Origin of the sequence: Heliomarina baculiformis (genome assembly GCF_019966545.1) — a bacterium.
In the GTDB taxonomy this organism is placed as follows: domain Bacteria; phylum Pseudomonadota; class Alphaproteobacteria; order Rhodobacterales; family Rhodobacteraceae; genus Heliomarina; species Heliomarina baculiformis.
Genome location: NZ_JAIMIC010000004.1, coordinates 260,823 through 277,606 on the forward strand (window position 1 = coordinate 260,823; position 16,784 = coordinate 277,606).

Consider the following 16,784-nt stretch of genomic DNA (forward strand, 5'->3'; position numbering starts at 1 on the left):
CCATGGCCCGGAATATTCCGCGCTCGGCGGGCGGGTTGCTGTCCTACTTTACCAGGCACCGGACGGCGGCGAATCTCTTGCTGGTGCTGCTCTTGGTCCTGGGCGTAGCGGCGATGCCTAACATGCGCACCCAGTTTTTTCCGGACGTGGTATCGAGCAACATCAACGTGAACTTGGTCTGGGAGGGCGCGGGTCCCGAGGACGTGGACAGCGCCATCATACAGGCGCTAGACCCGGCCCTGCTGTCGGTCGAGGGTGTCGAAAACACCTATGCCGTTTCGCACGAAGGGTGGGGGCAGGTCACTGTCGAGTTCGAGCCGGGCTGGGATTCAGGACGCGCGGTCGAGGACATCCAGAGCGTCATCGACGGTATTTCGACCTTTCCGGACGAGGCCGAAGAGCCAACGATACAAAGGGCTGTCTGGCGTGACCGGGTGACCGATGTGGTCATCAGCGGCCCGCTCGATGCGCAGCAACTTGCCCTGCTGGCCGACGAACTTGTCGCGCGGCTCTTTGCCAGCGGCGTGACGCGGACGACGCTGCGCGGGGTGGCCGCGCCCAATACGGTGATCGAGGTGCCGTCGTCACGGCTGGTGGGCTATGACGTGACCATGTCGGAGATCGCGACGGCGGTGCGGGCCGAGGTTTCGGCCAACCCCGCGGGCGATGTAGAGGGCGCCAATGCGCGGGTACGGGCCGGGACCGAAAAACGCACACCCGATGATCTTGCGAACATCGTCCTGCGGTCGAACGCTGATGGCTCTACCCTGACCATTGGCGATGTCGCCACCATTCGTGTCGAGGGAACCGACCGGTCGCGCACCTATTTCGTTGGCGACAACCCGGCGGTTTCGATCCGTGTGGATCGTTCCGATCAGGGCGACGCCGTGGGCATCCAGCATACGGTCGAAGAGGTCGTGGCGCGGATGCAGACCACCGCGCCCGAAGGGGTCAAGATCGATCTGATCCGCACCCGGGCCGAGGCCATTACCGGTCGTCTCAACCTGCTTGTCGATAACGGGCTGATGGGGCTGGCGTTGGTTGTGGGCCTGCTGTTCCTGTTCCTCAACGCGCGCATCGCATTCTGGGTGGCCGCCGGGATTCCCGTTGCCATGTTCGCGGCGATCGCGCTGATGTACGCCTTTGGGCTGACCTTCAACATGATCAGTCTCTTCGGGCTGATCCTGACACTGGGCATCGTGGTCGACGACGCAATTGTCGTGGGCGAGCACGTGGATTTCCGCGCCCGACGGATGGGCGAGCCGGGTGTCGTCGCGGCGGAAAATGCGGCCCGGCGCATGGCGATGCCGGTCTTTGCCGCAACGGTCACGACGGTCATCGCCTTTTTCGGCCTGACCTCCATCGGCGGCCGGTTCGGCGACATGATTAAGGACATTCCCTTTACGGTGATCGTCGTGCTGATCGCCTCGCTGGTCGAATGCTTCCTGATCCTGCCAAATCACATGAGCCACGCGGTAACCCATTCGGCGCGCCAGCACTGGTATGACCTGCCGAACCGATACGTGAACCGGGGCTTTGTCTGGGTGCGTGAGAACCTGTTTACGCCGCTGATGCGCGGGGTCGTGAAAGCGCGCTACGTGGTGCTGGCCGGAGCAGTGGCCCTGCTGGCAAGCCAGGTCGCGATCTTCATTCGCGGAGATATCCAGTGGCGGTTCTTCAGCGGCCCCGAGCGCGGCTCGGTGACCGGCAACTTCATGATGGCCGAGGGTGCGACCCGCGCCGATTCCATCGCGATGATGCGGGAATTGCAGCGCGCCACGGACGAGGTCGCCGCTGAATATGAGGCCGAATATGGCATCAGCCCGCTGGATTACGTGATCGCCGAGCTTGGCGGCAACGCATGGCCCGGACTGAACGGTGCCGACAACAAGGATCCGGACCAGCTTGGCGCGATCAGCATTGAGCTGATCGATGCAGACCTGCGGCCCTATTCCGCATCGGCCTTCGTCAAGGACATTCAGGAAAAGGTCGTCAATCACCCGATGGCCGAAACCGTGTCCTTTAGAAGCTGGCGGTCCGGACCGGGGGGCGACGCACTTTCGGTCCAGTTCTACGGGGCGGATGTCCAGACGCTCAAGGCCGCGAGCGAGGCGCTAAAGACAGAATTGGCCCGGTTCCCCGAGGTTTCGGGGATCGAGGACAACCTTGCCTATGACAAGGAAGAGCTGGTGCTTGACCTGACCCCGCAGGGGCAGGCCGTCGGATTTACCATCGAAGCCCTTGCGCCGGCGCTGCGCTCGCGGCTGAACGGGATCGAGGCCGCGACCTATCCCGACGGGCCGCGCAGTGCCAAGATCCGTGTGGAACTGCCCGAATCCGAACTGACGGCGGACTTTCTCGAGCGCACCCAGATGCGCATGCCGGGCGGTGGTTACGTGCCGCTTGCCGATATAGTGAGCGTCGAGCAGCGCACCGGATTTTCATCGGTTCGTCGTGAAAACGGGGTGAGGGTCATCAGCGTGACCGGGGACATTTCCGAGGATGACCCGGAACGCGCCGCCGAGATCAACACCGAGCTGGAAACCGAAATCTTGCCAAGGATTGCCAGCGTGCTGCAAGTGGAATGGTATCTGGCCGGTCTCAGCGAGCAGGAGGACGAATTTCTCAGCGACGCCATGACCGGGCTGATCCTCGTTTTGACGGGTATCTACCTGACGCTGGCCTGGGTCTTTGCAAGCTGGACCCGTCCGCTGGTGGTGATGGCGATCATTCCCTTCGGTCTGGTCGGGACAATCTGGGGTCACGCGCTTTGGGAGACACCCCTATCGATGTTCACGGTTGTCGGGCTTCTGGGGATGACCGGAATCATTATCAACGACTCCATCGTGCTGGTCACGACCATCGACGAATACGCGCGTGACAGGGGGCTTGTACCCTCGATCATCGCAGGCGCGGCGGACCGGCTGCGACCTGTTCTCTTGACCACGCTGACGACGGTGCTCGGTCTGGCGCCGCTGCTCTACGAGCAATCCACCCAGGCCCAGTTCCTCAAGCCCACGGTGATCACGCTGGTCTATGGGCTTGGCTTTGGCATGGTTCTCGTTTTGCTCGTGGTGCCTGCGCTGATTGCCATACAGGCCGATTTCATCCGCCCGCTTGCCTCTTTTCGCCGCGCTCTCGGCCCGCGTAGCGGGGCGATGCGGGGCGTTGCAGGCGGTATGGCGTTCGTGTTGCTGGCATGGCTGGCGACGACGATGGGGGGGGTGCTGGTAACTGGGGCGCTCGCGCCACCGCTTGCGGCCCTGATGCCGGGATTCGCGGCGACCGCACCTTTGCAGGCCGCGCTGACGCTTTTTGTTGCAGGCGCGCTGGCAGTGCTTCTGGTGGCCTATCCGGTTGCGGTCATGTTCTTCCGGCGCTCTGGCCGGATGCGCCGGGCCTAGATACGTGCCTGCGCCAGCCGGACCATCTCATCTACCGACTCGCTCATTTCGATCTTGCGCGACAGGACGTCGTCCACCGGAAACCAGTCCGCGTCGCTCACGTCATCGGCCGCAACCGGCGTGCCCGAGACATAGGCGCAGCGCACCGCTGTCAGCAGGAAATGTACCGCTGTGCCGCCCCGGGCATCGGGCAGGATCACGTCCACATTCGTCAGGTATTCCTGCGGTTTCGCGATGACGCCGGTTTCTTCCTGCGCTTCGCGCGCCGCCGCGTCGAGCGCGGTCTCCCCCCATTCGACGTGGCCACCGGGAAACCCCCACAGCCCTGCGTCGGGCTGTTTGATCCGCCGCACCAACAGCACTCGGTCCTGATGCAGGATGACGGCAATGGTTCCTAGGATGGGGGATTTTGTCATGCCCCGTTATCGGGACTCGCACCCTCGGATGTCAACCGCGCGGCTGCTGCCAAGCACCGTCAGGCGCAGCGCCGACCGGTCGAGCGCATAGGGCTTGCCTTCGACATGAACCAGTTCGCTCGTTGCCCGCAGCCGGTTGCCGGACCGGGTCACGACCGGTTCGGAGGCCCAGAGTTTCGGATTGCCGGTTTCGATCACGGCGACTTCGGTGCCGCCGGTCGGGGGCAGGTCGATCTCGGCGGTGACTTCCATGCCGTTCGCCGTCGGTTTCAGGGCGCATTTGGCTTTTCCGGCACCGGCCTCGTTCGCGGAAAGCGGACGCGCGGCCATCGCCGCGGCAATTGCCGGGTTGCGCTTTGCGCCCGGTTTCAGCGCGCTGTCAAAGCTGAGCGACGCCGGGATGCAGACATCGCTGCAGACGCCGAAATCGATTCTCCCTGAAAGACGGATGGGCTGGCCCGGCACTTTTGGCGTGACGATAACCGGGAGCACAAGCTCATGCTTGTAGCCGATGCTGCGCAACCCACCGAGGTGAAATACCTCGGGCGTTGGCCAGACCAGCGCGGCGGCGGTGATATTGCTCGACCCGCTCCAGTCGAACTCGGGTGGAATGCCCGCATCTCCGGGGGCGCGCCAATAGGTTTTCCAGCCGGGCGCAAGCGTGAGTTTCAGCGCCGCCTGTACCTTGCCGTCGGCCATTCGCCCGCCATCAAGCACGTCGACGCGCACGATCTCTTCCAGCGAACCCTGAGCGGTGAGGGGCGCAGGCGTCTGCAATAGGCCAAGCGTGGCGATAATGGCTATCAGTCTGATCATCGATACTAGATGGCCGCAAAACGATGAAATGCCAAGTCACGTTGCGGTCAGGTCAAGCAAAAGGGATGTGTCCCTTGCCCTTCCCGGCAGCGAGGGCCATGCTGTCATGGAACCGCTGCCGGATCGGAGCGTTCGGAATTAAAGGAAGTAACGCTACATGGACCTGACCGGAAAGCTACTGATCGCAATGCCGGGCATGGGCGACCTTAGGTTCGAACGATCCGTGATCCTGATGTGCTCTCACGATGATGACGGGGCCATGGGGCTGATCATCAACAAGCCCGCCGAGGATGTTCACCTCTCGGATCTGCTCGCCCAGCTTGAAATCGAAGGCCGCAAGGATGCCGCGGGCAGGGATCTGCCCGTGCATTTCGGCGGCCCTGTGGAGGGCGCCCGCGGGTTCCTGCTGCACAGCAATGATTACGAGTCGCCGCTTCAGACCCTGCGGATCAGCGATACGCTGCGGATGACGGCGACGCTCGATATACTTGAGGATATCGCCAGCGGCACCGGACCATCGAAATTCCTGATGGTATTGGGCTATGCGGGCTGGGGGCCGGGGCAGCTGGAACAGGAAATCGCCCATAACGGCTGGCTCACCGCCGAGGTCAATGAGCAGATCATCTACGATCTCGACAATGACGCGAAATGGGGTGCTGCGCTGGCCGAGATCGGGGTCGACCCGCTGACGCTTTCCGCCAGTTCAGGCAACGCCTGAAGCGCGGTTCTAGTCGCGCGGTGCCGCCGCGCGGGCCAACCTGTCATTGATGGCAAGGCCCAGACCGGTCTTCGGGATCGGAGCGATGGCGATAGGACGACCGTCTCGGTCGGCAAGATGCAGGTGGCCGAACAGGTTCGCCGCCGCCTCGGCCAAATCGCCCTCGGGCGACAGGTTCAGGTCACAGGGCATCTCTCCGAACCCGATCAGGATTTCACCTCGCTCCGCAGACGGTGCATTAAGGCGGATCGCGGCCTTCGGCGCGTAATGCGACAGCATCTGCCCCGGCGCGTTTAGCGTGGCAGAGGGCGCGCGCCGCTGCACGGGGCCGCCCAATACGCCTTCGATCTCTTCCACCGCCAGCCCACCGGGCCGCAGCAGGACCGGTTTACGATCATCACCGAAACCGAGGATCGTCGATTCCAGCCCAACCTCGCAGCGGCCGTCATCGACAATGGCGGCGATACGTCCGCCCAGCCCGTCCCTGACATGGTCCGCTGTCGTGGCGCTGATCCGCCCCGAGGGGTTGGCCGAGGGCGCGGCCACCACGCCGCCAAACTCTTTGAGCAACGCCCGTGCGGTCGGGTGCGCTGGAACGCGGATCGCCAGCGTATCAAGACCGGCGGTAACAAGGGGCGACACATCCGCATCGGCGCGCAGCGGCAGTACCAGCGTAAGAGGTCCGGGCCAAAAGGCGCGGGCCAGCGTTTCCGCCTCATCGGACCAGCCCACGTACCGCTGCGCCGTGGCCACATCGGCAGCATGGACGATCAGCGGATTGAAGCTCGGCCGTCCCTTGGCCTCGTAGATGCCGGCCACCGCCCGCCCGTTGGTCGCATCAGCCCCCAGCCCATAGACGGTTTCGGTGGGGAAAGCGACGCAGGCGCCTTGCCGCAGCAGATCGGCGGCCCGGGCGAGGTCCGTGGCCGAGGGCCCGAGCATGAGGGTTGACGAAGAGTTCATTAGGCGTGACGCGGCGTTTCAGTTGCGTGGATCGGCAGACTGCTCTGGAATGCCGGGGACTGCTGTCCCATAAAGGCGGCTCGGGCAGAATCCAAGCCCGTCCATAGTCTTAAGCCATTGACCAGCGAGGAGTAAGCAATGCCTTATCGTGCCCCCGTATCCGATTATGAATTCATGCTGCGTCACGTCGTCGGTTTTGACCGCGTCTCTGGAACCGAGCGTTATTCGGAAGCCAGCAGCGACGTGGTTTCGGCGATTCTGAACGAAGCGGGAAAGATGTGCGAAGAGGTCATGGCCCCGCTGCAACGCAATGGCGATCTTAACCCGGCACGGCTGGAAAACGGCGTCGTGCGCACCTCGCCCGGATTTGCCGAGGGCTGGAAAGCGATCGCCGAAGGCGGCTGGATCGGGATCAGTGCGCCCGAGGAACATGGCGGCATGGGCCTGCCTGTAACGTTGCTGACCTCGGTCAACGAAATGATGTCGAGCGCCTGCCTTTCGCTGGAACTGGCCCCGCTCATGAGCATGGGCCAGATCGAAGCGCTGGAGCATCATGCCAGCGATGAGATCAAGGAGCTTTACCTTCCCAAGCTGATCTCGGGCGAATGGTCCGGCACCATGAACCTGACTGAACCGCAGGCGGGATCGGACGTGGGGGCGCTGTCGACCAAGGCCGAGCCGCTGGATGACGGCACCTATGCCATCACCGGGCAAAAGATCTATATCTCCTGGGGCGACAACGATTTCACCGAGAATGTTTGCCACCTTGTCCTTGCACGCCTGCCCGATGGCGTGGCGGGCACCAAGGGGATCAGCCTGTTTCTCGTGCCCAAGAACATCCCCGATGAAAACGGCGCGCCGGGCGTGGCGAACCAACTCAAAGTGGTCTCGCTTGAGCATAAGATGGGCCTGCACGGTTCGCCGACCTGCGTCATGCAATATGACGGCGCCAAGGGCTGGTTGATCGGCAAGGAAAACGGCGGCATGGCGGCGATGTTCACCATGATGAATAACGCGCGGCTTGGCGTTGGCGGTCAGGGCGTCGGTTCGGGCGAGGGCGCCTACCAGCACGCGCTGGCCTATGCGATGGAGCGCAAGCAGGGCCGTACCGCCGAAGGCTCCTCGGGCACCATCGCGGAACATGCGGATGTGCGCCGCATGCTGATGACGATGAAGGCCGAGCTGTTCGCCGCCCGCGCCATCATTCTGTCCTGCGCGGTTGCCATCGACATGCAGAACGCCACCGGGGAGGCGGACTGGGCCGCCCGTGCGGCTCTGCTGACACCGATTGCCAAGGCCTTCGGGACGGACACCGGGATCGACGTCTCTGAAATGGGCGTTCAGGTGCACGGCGGCATGGGCTTTATCGAAGAAACCGGCGCGGCGCAGTACTATCGCGACAGCCGGGTTACCGCGATCTACGAGGGCACGAACGGGATCCAGGCGATGGATCTTGTCGCGCGCAAGATGATGGACGGCGGCGAGGCCGCGATGCACCTGCTTGATGAAATCGAGACGCAGGCGGAACAGGCCAAGGCGACCTTCCCGGACATGGCCGACGCGGTCTGGCAGGCGGCGGAAACCCTGCGCGAGGCGACCGAATGGCTGAACGGTCAGAGCGACATGAACGACCGGTTCGCGGGCGCGGTGCCTTACCTGCGCGGATTTGCGCGGGTGCTCGGGGCGCATTTCCACCTCTCCGCCGCACTGGCGGAACCGGGATCGGCACGCGAAACACTTGCCCGGTTCTATATCACCTGCTTGCTGCCCGAACATGCCGGTCTTCTCGCCCATGCGCAGGCCGGAGCGAAGGATCTCTACGAGATGAGCCTCGAAGACCTGGTGGCCTGATATGGATACGGAAAGACCGATGGTGCTGAATTACCCTTGGGATACACCACCGGAACACGGGGGCGCGATCGAGGTCGCCCCCGGGATCCTCTGGATCCGTATGCCGCTGCCGATGAAGCTGGATCACGTCAACCTCTACGCATTGGATGACGGAGACGGCTGGACGGTGATCGACACCGGGTTCGGATCACGCAAGACGCGTGAAATCTGGACCGAAGTGCTGAACGGGCCGATGGCGGGCAAGCCGGTGAAGCGGGTGATCATGACCCATCATCACCCGGATCACATGGGCAACGTGGGCTGGTTCCAGACCGAACACGGGGCCGAGTTGGTGTCGACCCGCACCTCATGGCTCTTTGCACGGATGCTGCATCTTGACGCGCAGGAGAGACCGCCCTCGGAAACGCTGGCTTTCTGGAAAAGCGCGGGGATGGATCCCGAAATCCTGGACCAGCGGGCGCAGGAAAAACCGTTCAACTACGCCGATATCGCCGTGCCCATGCCGCTTGGGTTCAAGCGGATAAAGCAGGGCGACGTGATCGAGATGGGCGGGCGCACGTGGGACATCCACATCGGCAACGGCCACGCGCCGGAACACGCGACTTTCTGGAGCCGCGATGACAATCTGGTGATCTCTGGCGACCAGATCCTGCCCTCTATCAGTCCGAACATCGGCGTTTACGTGACCGAACCAGAGGCCGATCCGCTTGAGGGATGGCTAGAGGCCTGCGAGCGTTTCCTGCCGCTGGCACGCCCCGATCATCTGGTTTTGGGCGGGCACAAGCTGCCTTTCACCGGGTTGCCGGTGCGTCTGCGGCAGTTGATCGACAATCATCACGGCGCGCTGCGTCGGCTGATAAAGCATCTGGCCGAACCGCATAGCGCGGCGGAATGCTTCTCGGTTCTGTTCAAGCGTAACATCGGCGCCGGGGAATATGGGCTGGCGCTGGTTGAATCCGTGGCCCATGTCAATCATCTCTACCTGAGAGGTGAGGTCACGCGCGAAAGACGCGCGGATGGCGCATGGGTCTATCAGGCGAAAGGCCAGGGATGAGCGACGAGATCAGGACGACGGCAGAAGCCGCCGAGGCGGATGTGCTGCCGCGCATGAAGGAAATCCATACCGACCCCGCGCGCGCCGAAAAGGCACCGGTGCCGGACAGCCTGAAGCAGCCGCTGAAAAACAAAAGCGCCGCGCAATGGGCTTATGAGCGGCTGATTGTCTATATCCGCAATTTCGAAGCGCAGCTTGATGGCGAGCATGAAGTCGCAGTCGGATTGACCGGGGGCGATGCAGGTGTTTTGCGCATCGAGGGTATGGGCTATTTCGACCCGGATATCGTCACTTTTTACGGCAGCGATGGCCGTGGCTCGAAGACCCAGTTGATCCAGCATGTCACCCAGTTGAACGTGATGCTGCGCGCTATCGCAAAGCCGCAGCCCGAAGAGCCCGCGCATCGTATCGGGTTCAGGCTGGTCCGGGATATCGAAGAGCCTGAGACACCGTGAAAATTCTGCGAAGAATTTTCCCAAGAAAATTGAATTTTCTTGGCCACACCGATGGATAGGACACCCCTGAGTGACGGCTGCGCGGTATTGACCGCGTGACACCGTCTTTCGAATCCGGTACTTCCCCCTGCAAGAGTCACGAACAGGATCAGACTTATGGCTGAACACAAGCACGGCGAGATGGATATCAAATCGCAAACCGAAACTTTCGAAGGCTTCATGAGCTTTGTCACATGGGCCGCGGGCATCATCATCGTGCTGCTCATCCTGATGGCCATCTTCATCACCTGATCCCAATCGGAGCCTTTCCTTGAATATGCGTATCCTGTGCCTGCTGGCGCTGCTGCCTCTGCTGGCCGGTTGCGTCACGGGAGGGCACTATTCCGAAGATTCAGTTGTGGAAGCGGCGCGCTATCGCAGTAGCGAACCGCCGCGCATGACGCTTTACACGATGATCAACAATCGCTCCGGCAAGGGGGCGCATTCCTCCCTGCTGATCAACGCCTCGGAAACCGTGATCTTCGATCCGGCAGGGTCGTTCTATGCGGATGTCGTGCCTGAGCAGGACGATGTGCTGTTCGGCATCTCCCCCAAGATCGAGGAAGCCTACAAGGGCGCCCACGCACGGGAAACCTTCCATGTCGTGCGCCAGCACGTGCCGCTGACCGCCGAGCAGGCCGAAACCGCCTATCGGCTGGCCCTTGCCAACGGACCGGTTGCGGGCGCTTTCTGTGCCAATGCCACCTCTCAGCTGGTGCAGCAGATCCCTGGTTTCGAAAACGTCCAGACCACCTTTTATCCGGTCAAGCTGCAGGAGCAATTCGCCAAGCTGCCCGGCGTCGTCACGGACACCTATTACGAATACGACAGTGCCGATCTTCAGGAAGGTCTGCGCAAGGGCAACGAAGCGCTAAACACCAACTAGGTAGAGCAGCGCGTAAAGCGTGACCGCGCCGCTGCCGATGGCCATCAGCACATTCTTGGTGACGTAGCCGACGGCCAGCGTCACGGCGGCGGCCGCCATGCGTGGCAGGTCGGGCTCGCCACCTGTTGCGCTGGGCCAGACGACCAGCGGAGCGACCAGCGCGGGCAGCATCGCGACAGCGGTGTAACGCAGATGGCGCAAGAGCCATTCCGGCAGGGGCCGGTCCCCCACGATCCCGATGAAAAAGAACCGCAGGGCAAAGCTTCCCAGCGCAAGGCCAAGGATCACGATCCAGAGGGTCGAGGTTTCGAAACCGGTGGCCGATGTTGCAACGTCGTTCATATCTTGACCCCCCGGCTTATGAGAAACTGTTCTGCCCGCGCCCCGGCCATCATGCCGGCCGTGCCGGCCACCAGCAGGCCAAGGTTATAGGGGATCGAAACACAAAGAAGAGCGACGACGATCGACACAAAGGCTGCGGCGATATGGGCGGGGGTGCGCAGCATCGGGCCGACCATGGCTAGAAAAGCGATGGGCAGCGCGAAATCGAGCGCAAAACTCTCAGGGATGCCGGTGCCGAGGATCGCACCGACCAGCGTGCCGGTATACCAGAGCGGCGCGATGATGGCGTTTGTCCCGAAGAAATAGGCAAGCCGCTCGGACAGCGTCATTTCCGGCGCCAGTTCGTATTGGGCCACGGACAGGGAATAGGACTGGTCCACCGTGAAATAGGCGACGATGGCCCGCGTCCAGAGCGGGGCTGCGCCGAGGTAGGGGGTCAGCGAGGCGGAATACATGCCGACCCGCAGGTTCACGGCGAGCGATGAGGCAAGAATGATCATCGTCGGGGCATCTTCGCGCAGCAGTTGCAGCGCGGTGAACTGGGCCGATCCCGCATAGACCGAGGCGGAAAAAGTCAGCATTTCGTAGAGCTTGAGCCCTGCTTCGGTTGCGAGTACCCCGAATAGAAGCGAGAAGGGGCCAGCGACGAAGATGAAGGGCAGGCTGTTCCGGCATCCTTTCCAAAAGTACGATTTCGCGGTGGTACGTGGCATTGCTTGACCCTAGACTGACCGAAACTGCACTATCGGTGATGGGGAGGGGTTGCAATTGGTGACGCGCATGAATGACGACGCATTGCTGATCGCGCCGGACGCGCAGGCGCCGGGCCTGACACGGAAAATTCGCGGCACGGATCACACCGGTGCCGAAACCGAGATTCCGGTCGTCGAAGAGCGCCCGCTCACGATTTTTCTGAACAGCCAGGAGATCGTCACCGCGATGACGATCGGGGATTACCCGGAATATCTCGCGCTGGGTTTTTTGCGTAACCAGGGCATGCTGCGCGACGATGAGGAGCTTCTGGGCGTCGATTACGACGATGAACTTGAAACGGTCGTTGTCCGGACTGGGCGAGAGACCTCTTACGAAGAAAAGCTGAAGAAAAAGACCCGCACCAGCGGCTGCGCGGTGGGAACGGTTTTCGGCGATATGATGGAGGGTCTGGAGGGTTTGCACCTGCCCGCAGCCGAAGTGCGCAGCTCGTGGCTCTACGCATTGTCGGCGCAGATCAACCGGATGCCGTCGCTTTATCTGGAGGCCGGGGCGATCCACGGCACGGTGCTTTGCCGACAGGACCAACCGCTGGTCTACATGGAAGATGTCGGGCGCCATAACGCCGTCGACAAGGTGGCGGGATGGATGCTGAAGCATGGCGAAGGCGCGTCGGACAAGATCCTCTACACCACCGGCCGGCTGACTTCGGAAATGGTCATCAAGACCGCCCATATGGGGATACCGGTGCTGGCCTCGCGCTCCGGGTTTACCGCATGGGGAGTCGATATCGCGCGGCAGGTGGGATTGACGCTGATCGGACGGTTGCGCGGCCAGCGGTTCGTCTGCCTGGCGGGCGAAGAGCGCCTTATCCGCGATGCGGACCTGTCCTCGGCGCAGGCCGAAGAGCGCCGTGCGATCCGCAAAGGAGCAGAGGTATGAACCGGGCGGCAATTTTCTGGCCAGAAAATTTCCAAGACCATTCAAATTTTCTTGGGCTCCGATGTGGGATGCTTTGCCAATGAAACAACCGGTCGGCGTTATTCTCGCGGGCGGGCTGGCGCGCCGCATGGGCGGCGGTGACAAGCCGCTGCTTGATCTTGGCGGGCAAAACCTTTTGGATCATGTGATCGAACGGCTCGAACCGCAGGTCGAGGCGCTCGCGTTAAACGCAAATGGAGATGCCGAACGGTTCTCGCACTACGGTCTGCCCGTGATTGCCGACAGCATCGAGGGGTTCGCCGGTCCTTTGGCCGGGGTGCTTGCAGGGCTCGATTGGGCCGCGGCGCAGGGGGCCGACACGCTGGTCACCGCGGCGGGTGACACGCCGTTTTTCCCCTGTGACCTCGTTCCGCAGCTTTTGCTTGCGGGTGAGGACATGGAGAATCCGCTCGTCCTTGCTGCAACGCCGGATGCGGACGGGCAGGTGCGTCGCCACCCGACGTTCGGCCTGTGGCCGGTGTACCTGCGGGACGACCTGCGCACGGCCTTGCAGGGTGGTTTGCGCAAGGTGGTGCAATGGACAGATCGTCATAAGGGCCGCGAGGCGGTTTTTCCCGCGCCGGTGTTCGATCCGTTTTTCAACGTAAATACGCCTGAAGACCTTACCCGGGCCGAAGAAATACTGGCGGGGACCGCGTGAGAATATACGGCGTTGTCGGATGGAAGAACGCGGGCAAGACCGGATTGATGGAACGGCTCGTGACCGAGATCACTTCGCGCGGGATCAGCGTCTCGACCATCAAGCATGCCCATCACAGCTTTGACGTGGATCACGAAGGAAAGGACAGCTTTCGCCACCGGCAGGCGGGGGCGACCGAGGTGCTGCTGGCCTCGCGCAATCGCTTTGCGCTAATGCATGAGCTGCGGCAGGAACATGAACCAAGCCTCGATGACCTGCTGCCGCGGCTCTCGCCCGTCGATCTGGTGTTGATCGAAGGTTACAAGCGCGACCAGCACCCCAAGATCGAAGCGCATCGCGTGGAAACCGGTAACCCGCTGATCGCGCCGGACGATCCGACCATTCGCGCCGTGGCCAGCGACACGCCGCTCGATCTGGACCGGCCCGTGTTCGATCTGAACGACACCAAGGCGATTGCGGATTTCGTGCTTGCCGAGGTGGGCCTGTGAAGTTCGACACCCATGTGGTGGTCGATTGGTCGGCCGGCAAGCGCGCGCCCGCCCGACCATCGAAGGATTCGATCTGGATCGGGATATCGCGCGGGACGGGCGATGATGAACCGGTCTATTGCCGGTCCCGTCAGGATGCCGAAGCCCATTTGGCCGCGTTGATCGTGTCCGAGCGCGGTGCGGGGCGGCGCATGATGATCGGCTTCGATTTCCCGTTCGGGTACCCCAAGGGCCTCGCCCGAAAGATCACGGGAAGGGATGATGTGTTTGCCCTGTGGTCATGGCTGGAAGAGCGCATCAGCGATCTGCCGGACGGGGCGAACAACCGCTATGATGTGGCCTCGGAAATGAATGGCTTTTTCGACGGTCCCGGCCCCTTCTGGGGCAAGCCGAACGAAAGGGACTGGCCGGAGATTCCGTACCGCAAAGCCGGGATCGTCTTTGACGAGGTGGCCGAGAAGCGCCATTGCGATCTGGCGGGCAAGGCATCGTCGAGCTGTTTTCAGCTGGCCTTTCCGCCTACGGTGGGTGGGCAAGTGCTGATGGGCGTGCCGGTGCTTTCCCGGCTGCGCCGGCTTGACGGGGTGGCGGTATGGCCATTCGAGGATACCTCAAATGCACCAGTCGTGCTCGCCGAGATCTGGCCGGGGCTTATCGAACCGGCGGTCAAAGAGGTCAAGGCGCAGGCCCCCGGGGAAATCCGCGACCTGGTTCAGGTTCGCCTCCTCGCGCGGGCGCTGTCGCGGCTGCCTCATGACGAACTGGCAGACCTGATGGCCGCCCCGCCGCAAGAGGCCCGCGAGGAAGGCTGGATACTGGGGGCAGGGCATGTCGCGCGCCTGAGCGAGTTGGCGCTTGGGGGGCACGACGCGGGCGAAGGGCCAGAGCCGCCACCACTGCGCAACGATTGTTTTGCCCTGCCTGCGGGCGTGAACTGGACACCCGTCGATCAGGCGCTCGACCTTCTGAAAACCCGGCTGAATCCCATCGCCGGGGCCGAGAAATCATCGGTCCGATCCGCGCTTGGCCGGGTTCTGGCGAGCGATGTGATCGCCGAAAGGTCGAACCCGCCTGCGGCCAATTCTGCCGTCGATGGCTATGGGTTCGCTGGCGGTGCATCCGAGGGCAAGCACCGGCTGCAACTGGTAGAGGGACGAGCCGCCGCAGGTGCGCCCTATGGTGGGAAAGTGCCCGCAGGCCGCGCCATACGCATCCTCACCGGCGCGCCACTGCCCGTGGGTGTCGACACGGTGATCCTAGAAGAAGACGTCACGGTTGCCGATGGCCAGATCGCTTTTCGCGGCCCGCTGAAACGCGGCGCCAATGCCCGCAAGGCCGGGGAGGACGTGGCGGCAGGCGATGTGGTCCTGCCTGCCGGGCGGCGCCTGACACCGGCGGATCTGGCACTTCTTTCGGCAGTTGGCCCTGCAAGGGTCGATCTGCGGCGGGCGCTTCGGGTGGCGGTGATTTCGACAGGGGACGAGCTGGCCGAACCGGGCACGCAGTTGAACCCCGGCCAGATCCACGACGCGAACCGCCCCATGCTGCTTGCGATGCTTGCCCGCTTTGCCTTTGAGCCGGTCGATATGGGCATCTTGCCCGACGACCGGCAGGCGCTGCGCGCGCGGCTCGATGCGGCGGCAGAGCAGGCTGATGTGATCCTGACGAGCGGCGGGGCTTCGGCGGGGGACGAAGACCATGTGAGCGCGCTGCTGCGTGAAGCGGGCGCGATGCAGGAATGGCGGATCGCCGTCAAGCCGGGCCGCCCGCTGGCGCTGGGCTTCTGGGCGGGGAAACCGGTTTTCGGTCTGCCGGGCAACCCGGTCGCGGCGATGGTTTGCACGCTGGTCTTTGCGCGTCCCGCGCTTTGCCTGCTGGCGGGCGAGGGCTGGCAGGAACCGCAGGGCTTCACCCTTCCGGCGGCCTTTGAGAAACGCAAGAAACCGGGGCGGCGCGAGTACCTCAGAGCGCGCATCCGCGAAGGCCGCGCCGAGGTGTTTGCCTCGGAAGGATCGGGCCGTATCAGCGGGCTGAGCTGGGCCGACGGGCTGGTCGAACTGGAGGATGGCGAACGCCACATCCGCCCCGGAGACCCGGTGCGCTACATCCCCTTCGGCAGTTTTGCGCTTTGATCGCGCACAGGCCTGCACGGGAAATTGAATTGATCTGACACCGGTCTAAGTCCCCTAATGACGCGAAACAGGAGGATTTTCCATGCAGTCCCGACGCCAGTTCTTGATTTCTACCGCCGGCGCTGCCGGTACGGTTACATTGCTGCCTTATGCTGCGATGGCTGCCGGTCATCTCGCGAACGAGTTCAAGACCCCCGGTGGCACGATTACCGTACACCCGGTCTCTCATGCGTCCTTCGTGATGGAGACACCGGTAGGCGTGATCTATGTCGACCCGGTCGGCGAGGCCTCGGCCTATGGCGATTTCCCCGAACCCGACCTGATCCTGATCACCCATGAACATGGTGACCATTACAACGCGGAAACCTTAGCCGCGCTGGTCGGGGAAGAGACGCAGCTGATCTCCAACCCTGCCGTCTACGAGATGATGCCCGAAGACCTGCAAGGTAAGACCATGCAGATCGCCAACGGGGAAATGTCGCAGATGGAAGGCGTCCAGATCGACGCGATCCCTGCTTATAACACGACCGAAGAGCGCCTGAACTTTCACCCGCAGGGCCGCGACAATGGCTATGTGCTGAGCTTTGACGGCTTTCGCGTCTATATCTCTGGCGATACCGAAGACATCCCCGAGATGCGCGAGCTTGACGATATCGACCTTGCCTTTGTCTGCATGAACCTGCCGTTCACCATGGATGTGAACGCGGCGGCGTCGGCGGTGTCCGAATTCCAGCCGACCTACGTCTATCCCTATCATTATCGCGGTCGCGATGGTGGCACGCAGGACCCCGAGGAATTCGCGAGCCTCGTTGAAGGTGTCGAGGTCAAGCTGGGCGCCTGGTACGAATAAGCCTTTGTTGAATCGGC

17 protein-coding genes are annotated in these 16,784 nt (G+C 62.8%); 12 read left to right on the forward strand and 5 right to left on the reverse strand.

The genetic code is table 11. The annotated features are described in order from the left end of the window. The first annotated feature begins 2 nt into the window (after positions 1 to 2). Positions 3 to 3,404 (forward strand): efflux RND transporter permease subunit, encoded by a 3,402-nt coding sequence (locus MF268_RS11130; protein WP_238370935.1) that lies wholly within the window; start codon positions 3 to 5, stop codon positions 3,402 to 3,404. On the opposite strand, the gene MF268_RS11135 is transcribed toward MF268_RS11130, so the two are convergent. Both MF268_RS11135 and MF268_RS11140 read right to left on the reverse strand, forming a co-directional pair. After that, positions 3,401 to 3,820, reverse strand: coding sequence for an NUDIX hydrolase (locus tag MF268_RS11135; protein ID WP_238370936.1), 420 nt, complete (start codon positions 3,818 to 3,820; stop codon positions 3,401 to 3,403). The two genes, MF268_RS11130 and MF268_RS11135, sit on opposite strands and share 4 nt — an antisense overlap. A gap of 6 nt (positions 3,821 to 3,826) precedes the next feature. Next, complete coding sequence (locus MF268_RS11140; protein WP_238370937.1) at positions 3,827 to 4,636, reverse strand: protein-disulfide reductase DsbD domain-containing protein; 810 nt, start codon at positions 4,634 to 4,636, stop codon at positions 3,827 to 3,829. A 157-nt stretch (positions 4,637 to 4,793) separates the two neighbouring features. On the opposite strand from MF268_RS11140, the gene MF268_RS11145 reads away from it, so the two are divergent. Next, positions 4,794 to 5,354, forward strand: a complete 561-nt coding sequence (locus MF268_RS11145; RefSeq protein WP_238370938.1) for a YqgE/AlgH family protein — start codon at positions 4,794 to 4,796, stop codon at positions 5,352 to 5,354. 9 nt (positions 5,355 to 5,363) lie between these two features. Here the strand turns inward: MF268_RS11145 and MF268_RS11150 are convergent, their stop codons facing one another. Beyond that, a complete protein-coding gene (locus tag MF268_RS11150) occupies positions 5,364 to 6,317 on the reverse strand; it encodes an L-threonylcarbamoyladenylate synthase (RefSeq protein WP_238370939.1) in 954 nt (317 codons plus the stop codon). A 138-nt stretch (positions 6,318 to 6,455) separates the two neighbouring features. On the opposite strand from MF268_RS11150, the gene MF268_RS11155 reads away from it, so the two are divergent. The 5 genes from MF268_RS11155 to MF268_RS11175 all read left to right on the forward strand — a co-directional run bounded on the left by MF268_RS11155 (position 6,456) and on the right by MF268_RS11175 (position 10,602). Then, the gene (locus MF268_RS11155; protein ID WP_238370940.1) at positions 6,456 to 8,168 is read left to right on the forward strand and encodes an acyl-CoA dehydrogenase; all 1,713 of its coding nucleotides are present in this window, start codon (positions 6,456 to 6,458) and stop codon (positions 8,166 to 8,168) included. Between the two features lies 1 nt (position 8,169). Then, the gene (locus MF268_RS11160) at positions 8,170 to 9,222 is read left to right on the forward strand and encodes an MBL fold metallo-hydrolase (protein ID WP_238370941.1); all 1,053 of its coding nucleotides are present in this window, start codon (positions 8,170 to 8,172) and stop codon (positions 9,220 to 9,222) included. Beyond that, complete coding sequence (locus tag MF268_RS11165) at positions 9,219 to 9,677, forward strand: DUF6173 family protein (RefSeq protein ID WP_238370942.1); 459 nt, start codon at positions 9,219 to 9,221, stop codon at positions 9,675 to 9,677. Before MF268_RS11160 ends, MF268_RS11165 begins: the two co-directional genes overlap by 4 nt. Positions 9,678 to 9,833: 156 nt before the next feature. After that, a complete protein-coding gene (locus tag MF268_RS11170; protein ID WP_238370943.1) occupies positions 9,834 to 9,968 on the forward strand; it encodes an aa3-type cytochrome c oxidase subunit IV in 135 nt (44 codons plus the stop codon). A gap of 25 nt (positions 9,969 to 9,993) precedes the next feature. Next, positions 9,994 to 10,602, forward strand: coding sequence for a hypothetical protein (locus tag MF268_RS11175; RefSeq protein WP_238371139.1), 609 nt, complete (start codon positions 9,994 to 9,996; stop codon positions 10,600 to 10,602). Here the strand turns inward: MF268_RS11175 and MF268_RS11180 are convergent. Together MF268_RS11180 and MF268_RS11185 are read right to left on the reverse strand one after the other, a co-directional pair. Beyond that, a complete protein-coding gene (locus tag MF268_RS11180) occupies positions 10,588 to 10,944 on the reverse strand; it encodes an AzlD domain-containing protein (RefSeq protein ID WP_238370944.1) in 357 nt (118 codons plus the stop codon). The two genes, MF268_RS11175 and MF268_RS11180, sit on opposite strands and share 15 nt — an antisense overlap. Further along, a complete protein-coding gene (locus MF268_RS11185) occupies positions 10,941 to 11,657 on the reverse strand; it encodes an AzlC family ABC transporter permease (RefSeq protein ID WP_238370945.1) in 717 nt (238 codons plus the stop codon). Before MF268_RS11185 ends, MF268_RS11180 begins: the two co-directional genes overlap by 4 nt. 67 nt (positions 11,658 to 11,724) lie before the next feature. Here MF268_RS11185 and MF268_RS11190 point away from each other — a divergent pair, with 67 nt between their 5' ends. The 5 genes from MF268_RS11190 to MF268_RS11210 all read left to right on the forward strand — a co-directional run bounded on the left by MF268_RS11190 (position 11,725) and on the right by MF268_RS11210 (position 16,767). After that, positions 11,725 to 12,597, forward strand: coding sequence for a formate dehydrogenase accessory sulfurtransferase FdhD (locus tag MF268_RS11190; protein ID WP_238370946.1), 873 nt, complete (start codon positions 11,725 to 11,727; stop codon positions 12,595 to 12,597). A gap of 79 nt (positions 12,598 to 12,676) precedes the next feature. Beyond that, positions 12,677 to 13,297, forward strand: a complete 621-nt coding sequence (gene mobA / locus MF268_RS11195) for a molybdenum cofactor guanylyltransferase MobA (protein ID WP_238370947.1) — start codon at positions 12,677 to 12,679, stop codon at positions 13,295 to 13,297. Further along, positions 13,294 to 13,785 (forward strand): molybdopterin-guanine dinucleotide biosynthesis protein B, encoded by a 492-nt coding sequence (gene mobB / locus MF268_RS11200; protein ID WP_238370948.1) that lies wholly within the window; start codon positions 13,294 to 13,296, stop codon positions 13,783 to 13,785. The genes mobA and mobB overlap by 4 nt, the downstream gene beginning before the upstream one ends. Beyond that, a complete protein-coding gene (locus tag MF268_RS11205; protein WP_238370949.1) occupies positions 13,782 to 15,917 on the forward strand; it encodes a molybdopterin-binding protein in 2,136 nt (711 codons plus the stop codon). The genes mobB and MF268_RS11205 overlap by 4 nt, the downstream gene beginning before the upstream one ends. 82 nt (positions 15,918 to 15,999) lie before the next feature. Further along, positions 16,000 to 16,767 (forward strand): MBL fold metallo-hydrolase, encoded by a 768-nt coding sequence (locus tag MF268_RS11210; RefSeq protein WP_238370950.1) that lies wholly within the window; start codon positions 16,000 to 16,002, stop codon positions 16,765 to 16,767. Positions 16,768 to 16,784 lie beyond the last annotated feature (17 nt).

Bases quoted from the DNA above. Each gene is read 5' to 3' on its own strand.
- MF268_RS11140 (WP_238370937.1), bottom strand. From the start codon at position 4,636: ATGATCAGACTGATAGCCATTATCGCCACGCTTGGCCTATTGCAGACG.
- MF268_RS11180 (WP_238370944.1), bottom strand. From the start codon at position 10,944: ATGAACGACGTTGCAACATCGGCCACCGGTTTCGAAACCTCGACCCTC.
- MF268_RS11160 (WP_238370941.1), top strand. From the start codon at position 8,170: ATGGATACGGAAAGACCGATGGTGCTGAATTACCCTTGGGATACACCA.
- MF268_RS11155 (WP_238370940.1), top strand. From the start codon at position 6,456: ATGCCTTATCGTGCCCCCGTATCCGATTATGAATTCATGCTGCGTCAC.
- MF268_RS11210 (WP_238370950.1), top strand. From the start codon at position 16,000: ATGCAGTCCCGACGCCAGTTCTTGATTTCTACCGCCGGCGCTGCCGGT.
- MF268_RS11130 (WP_238370935.1), top strand. From the start codon at position 3: ATGGCCCGGAATATTCCGCGCTCGGCGGGCGGGTTGCTGTCCTACTTT.
- MF268_RS11185 (WP_238370945.1), bottom strand. From the start codon at position 11,657: ATGCCACGTACCACCGCGAAATCGTACTTTTGGAAAGGATGCCGGAAC.
- MF268_RS11165 (WP_238370942.1), top strand. From the start codon at position 9,219: ATGAGCGACGAGATCAGGACGACGGCAGAAGCCGCCGAGGCGGATGTG.
- MF268_RS11150 (WP_238370939.1), bottom strand. From the start codon at position 6,317: ATGAACTCTTCGTCAACCCTCATGCTCGGGCCCTCGGCCACGGACCTC.
- mobA (WP_238370947.1), top strand. From the start codon at position 12,677: ATGAAACAACCGGTCGGCGTTATTCTCGCGGGCGGGCTGGCGCGCCGC.
- MF268_RS11145 (WP_238370938.1), top strand. From the start codon at position 4,794: ATGGACCTGACCGGAAAGCTACTGATCGCAATGCCGGGCATGGGCGAC.
- MF268_RS11190 (WP_238370946.1), top strand. From the start codon at position 11,725: ATGAATGACGACGCATTGCTGATCGCGCCGGACGCGCAGGCGCCGGGC.
- MF268_RS11175 (WP_238371139.1), top strand. From the start codon at position 9,994: ATGCGTATCCTGTGCCTGCTGGCGCTGCTGCCTCTGCTGGCCGGTTGC.
- MF268_RS11135 (WP_238370936.1), bottom strand. From the start codon at position 3,820: ATGACAAAATCCCCCATCCTAGGAACCATTGCCGTCATCCTGCATCAG.
- MF268_RS11170 (WP_238370943.1), top strand. From the start codon at position 9,834: ATGGCTGAACACAAGCACGGCGAGATGGATATCAAATCGCAAACCGAA.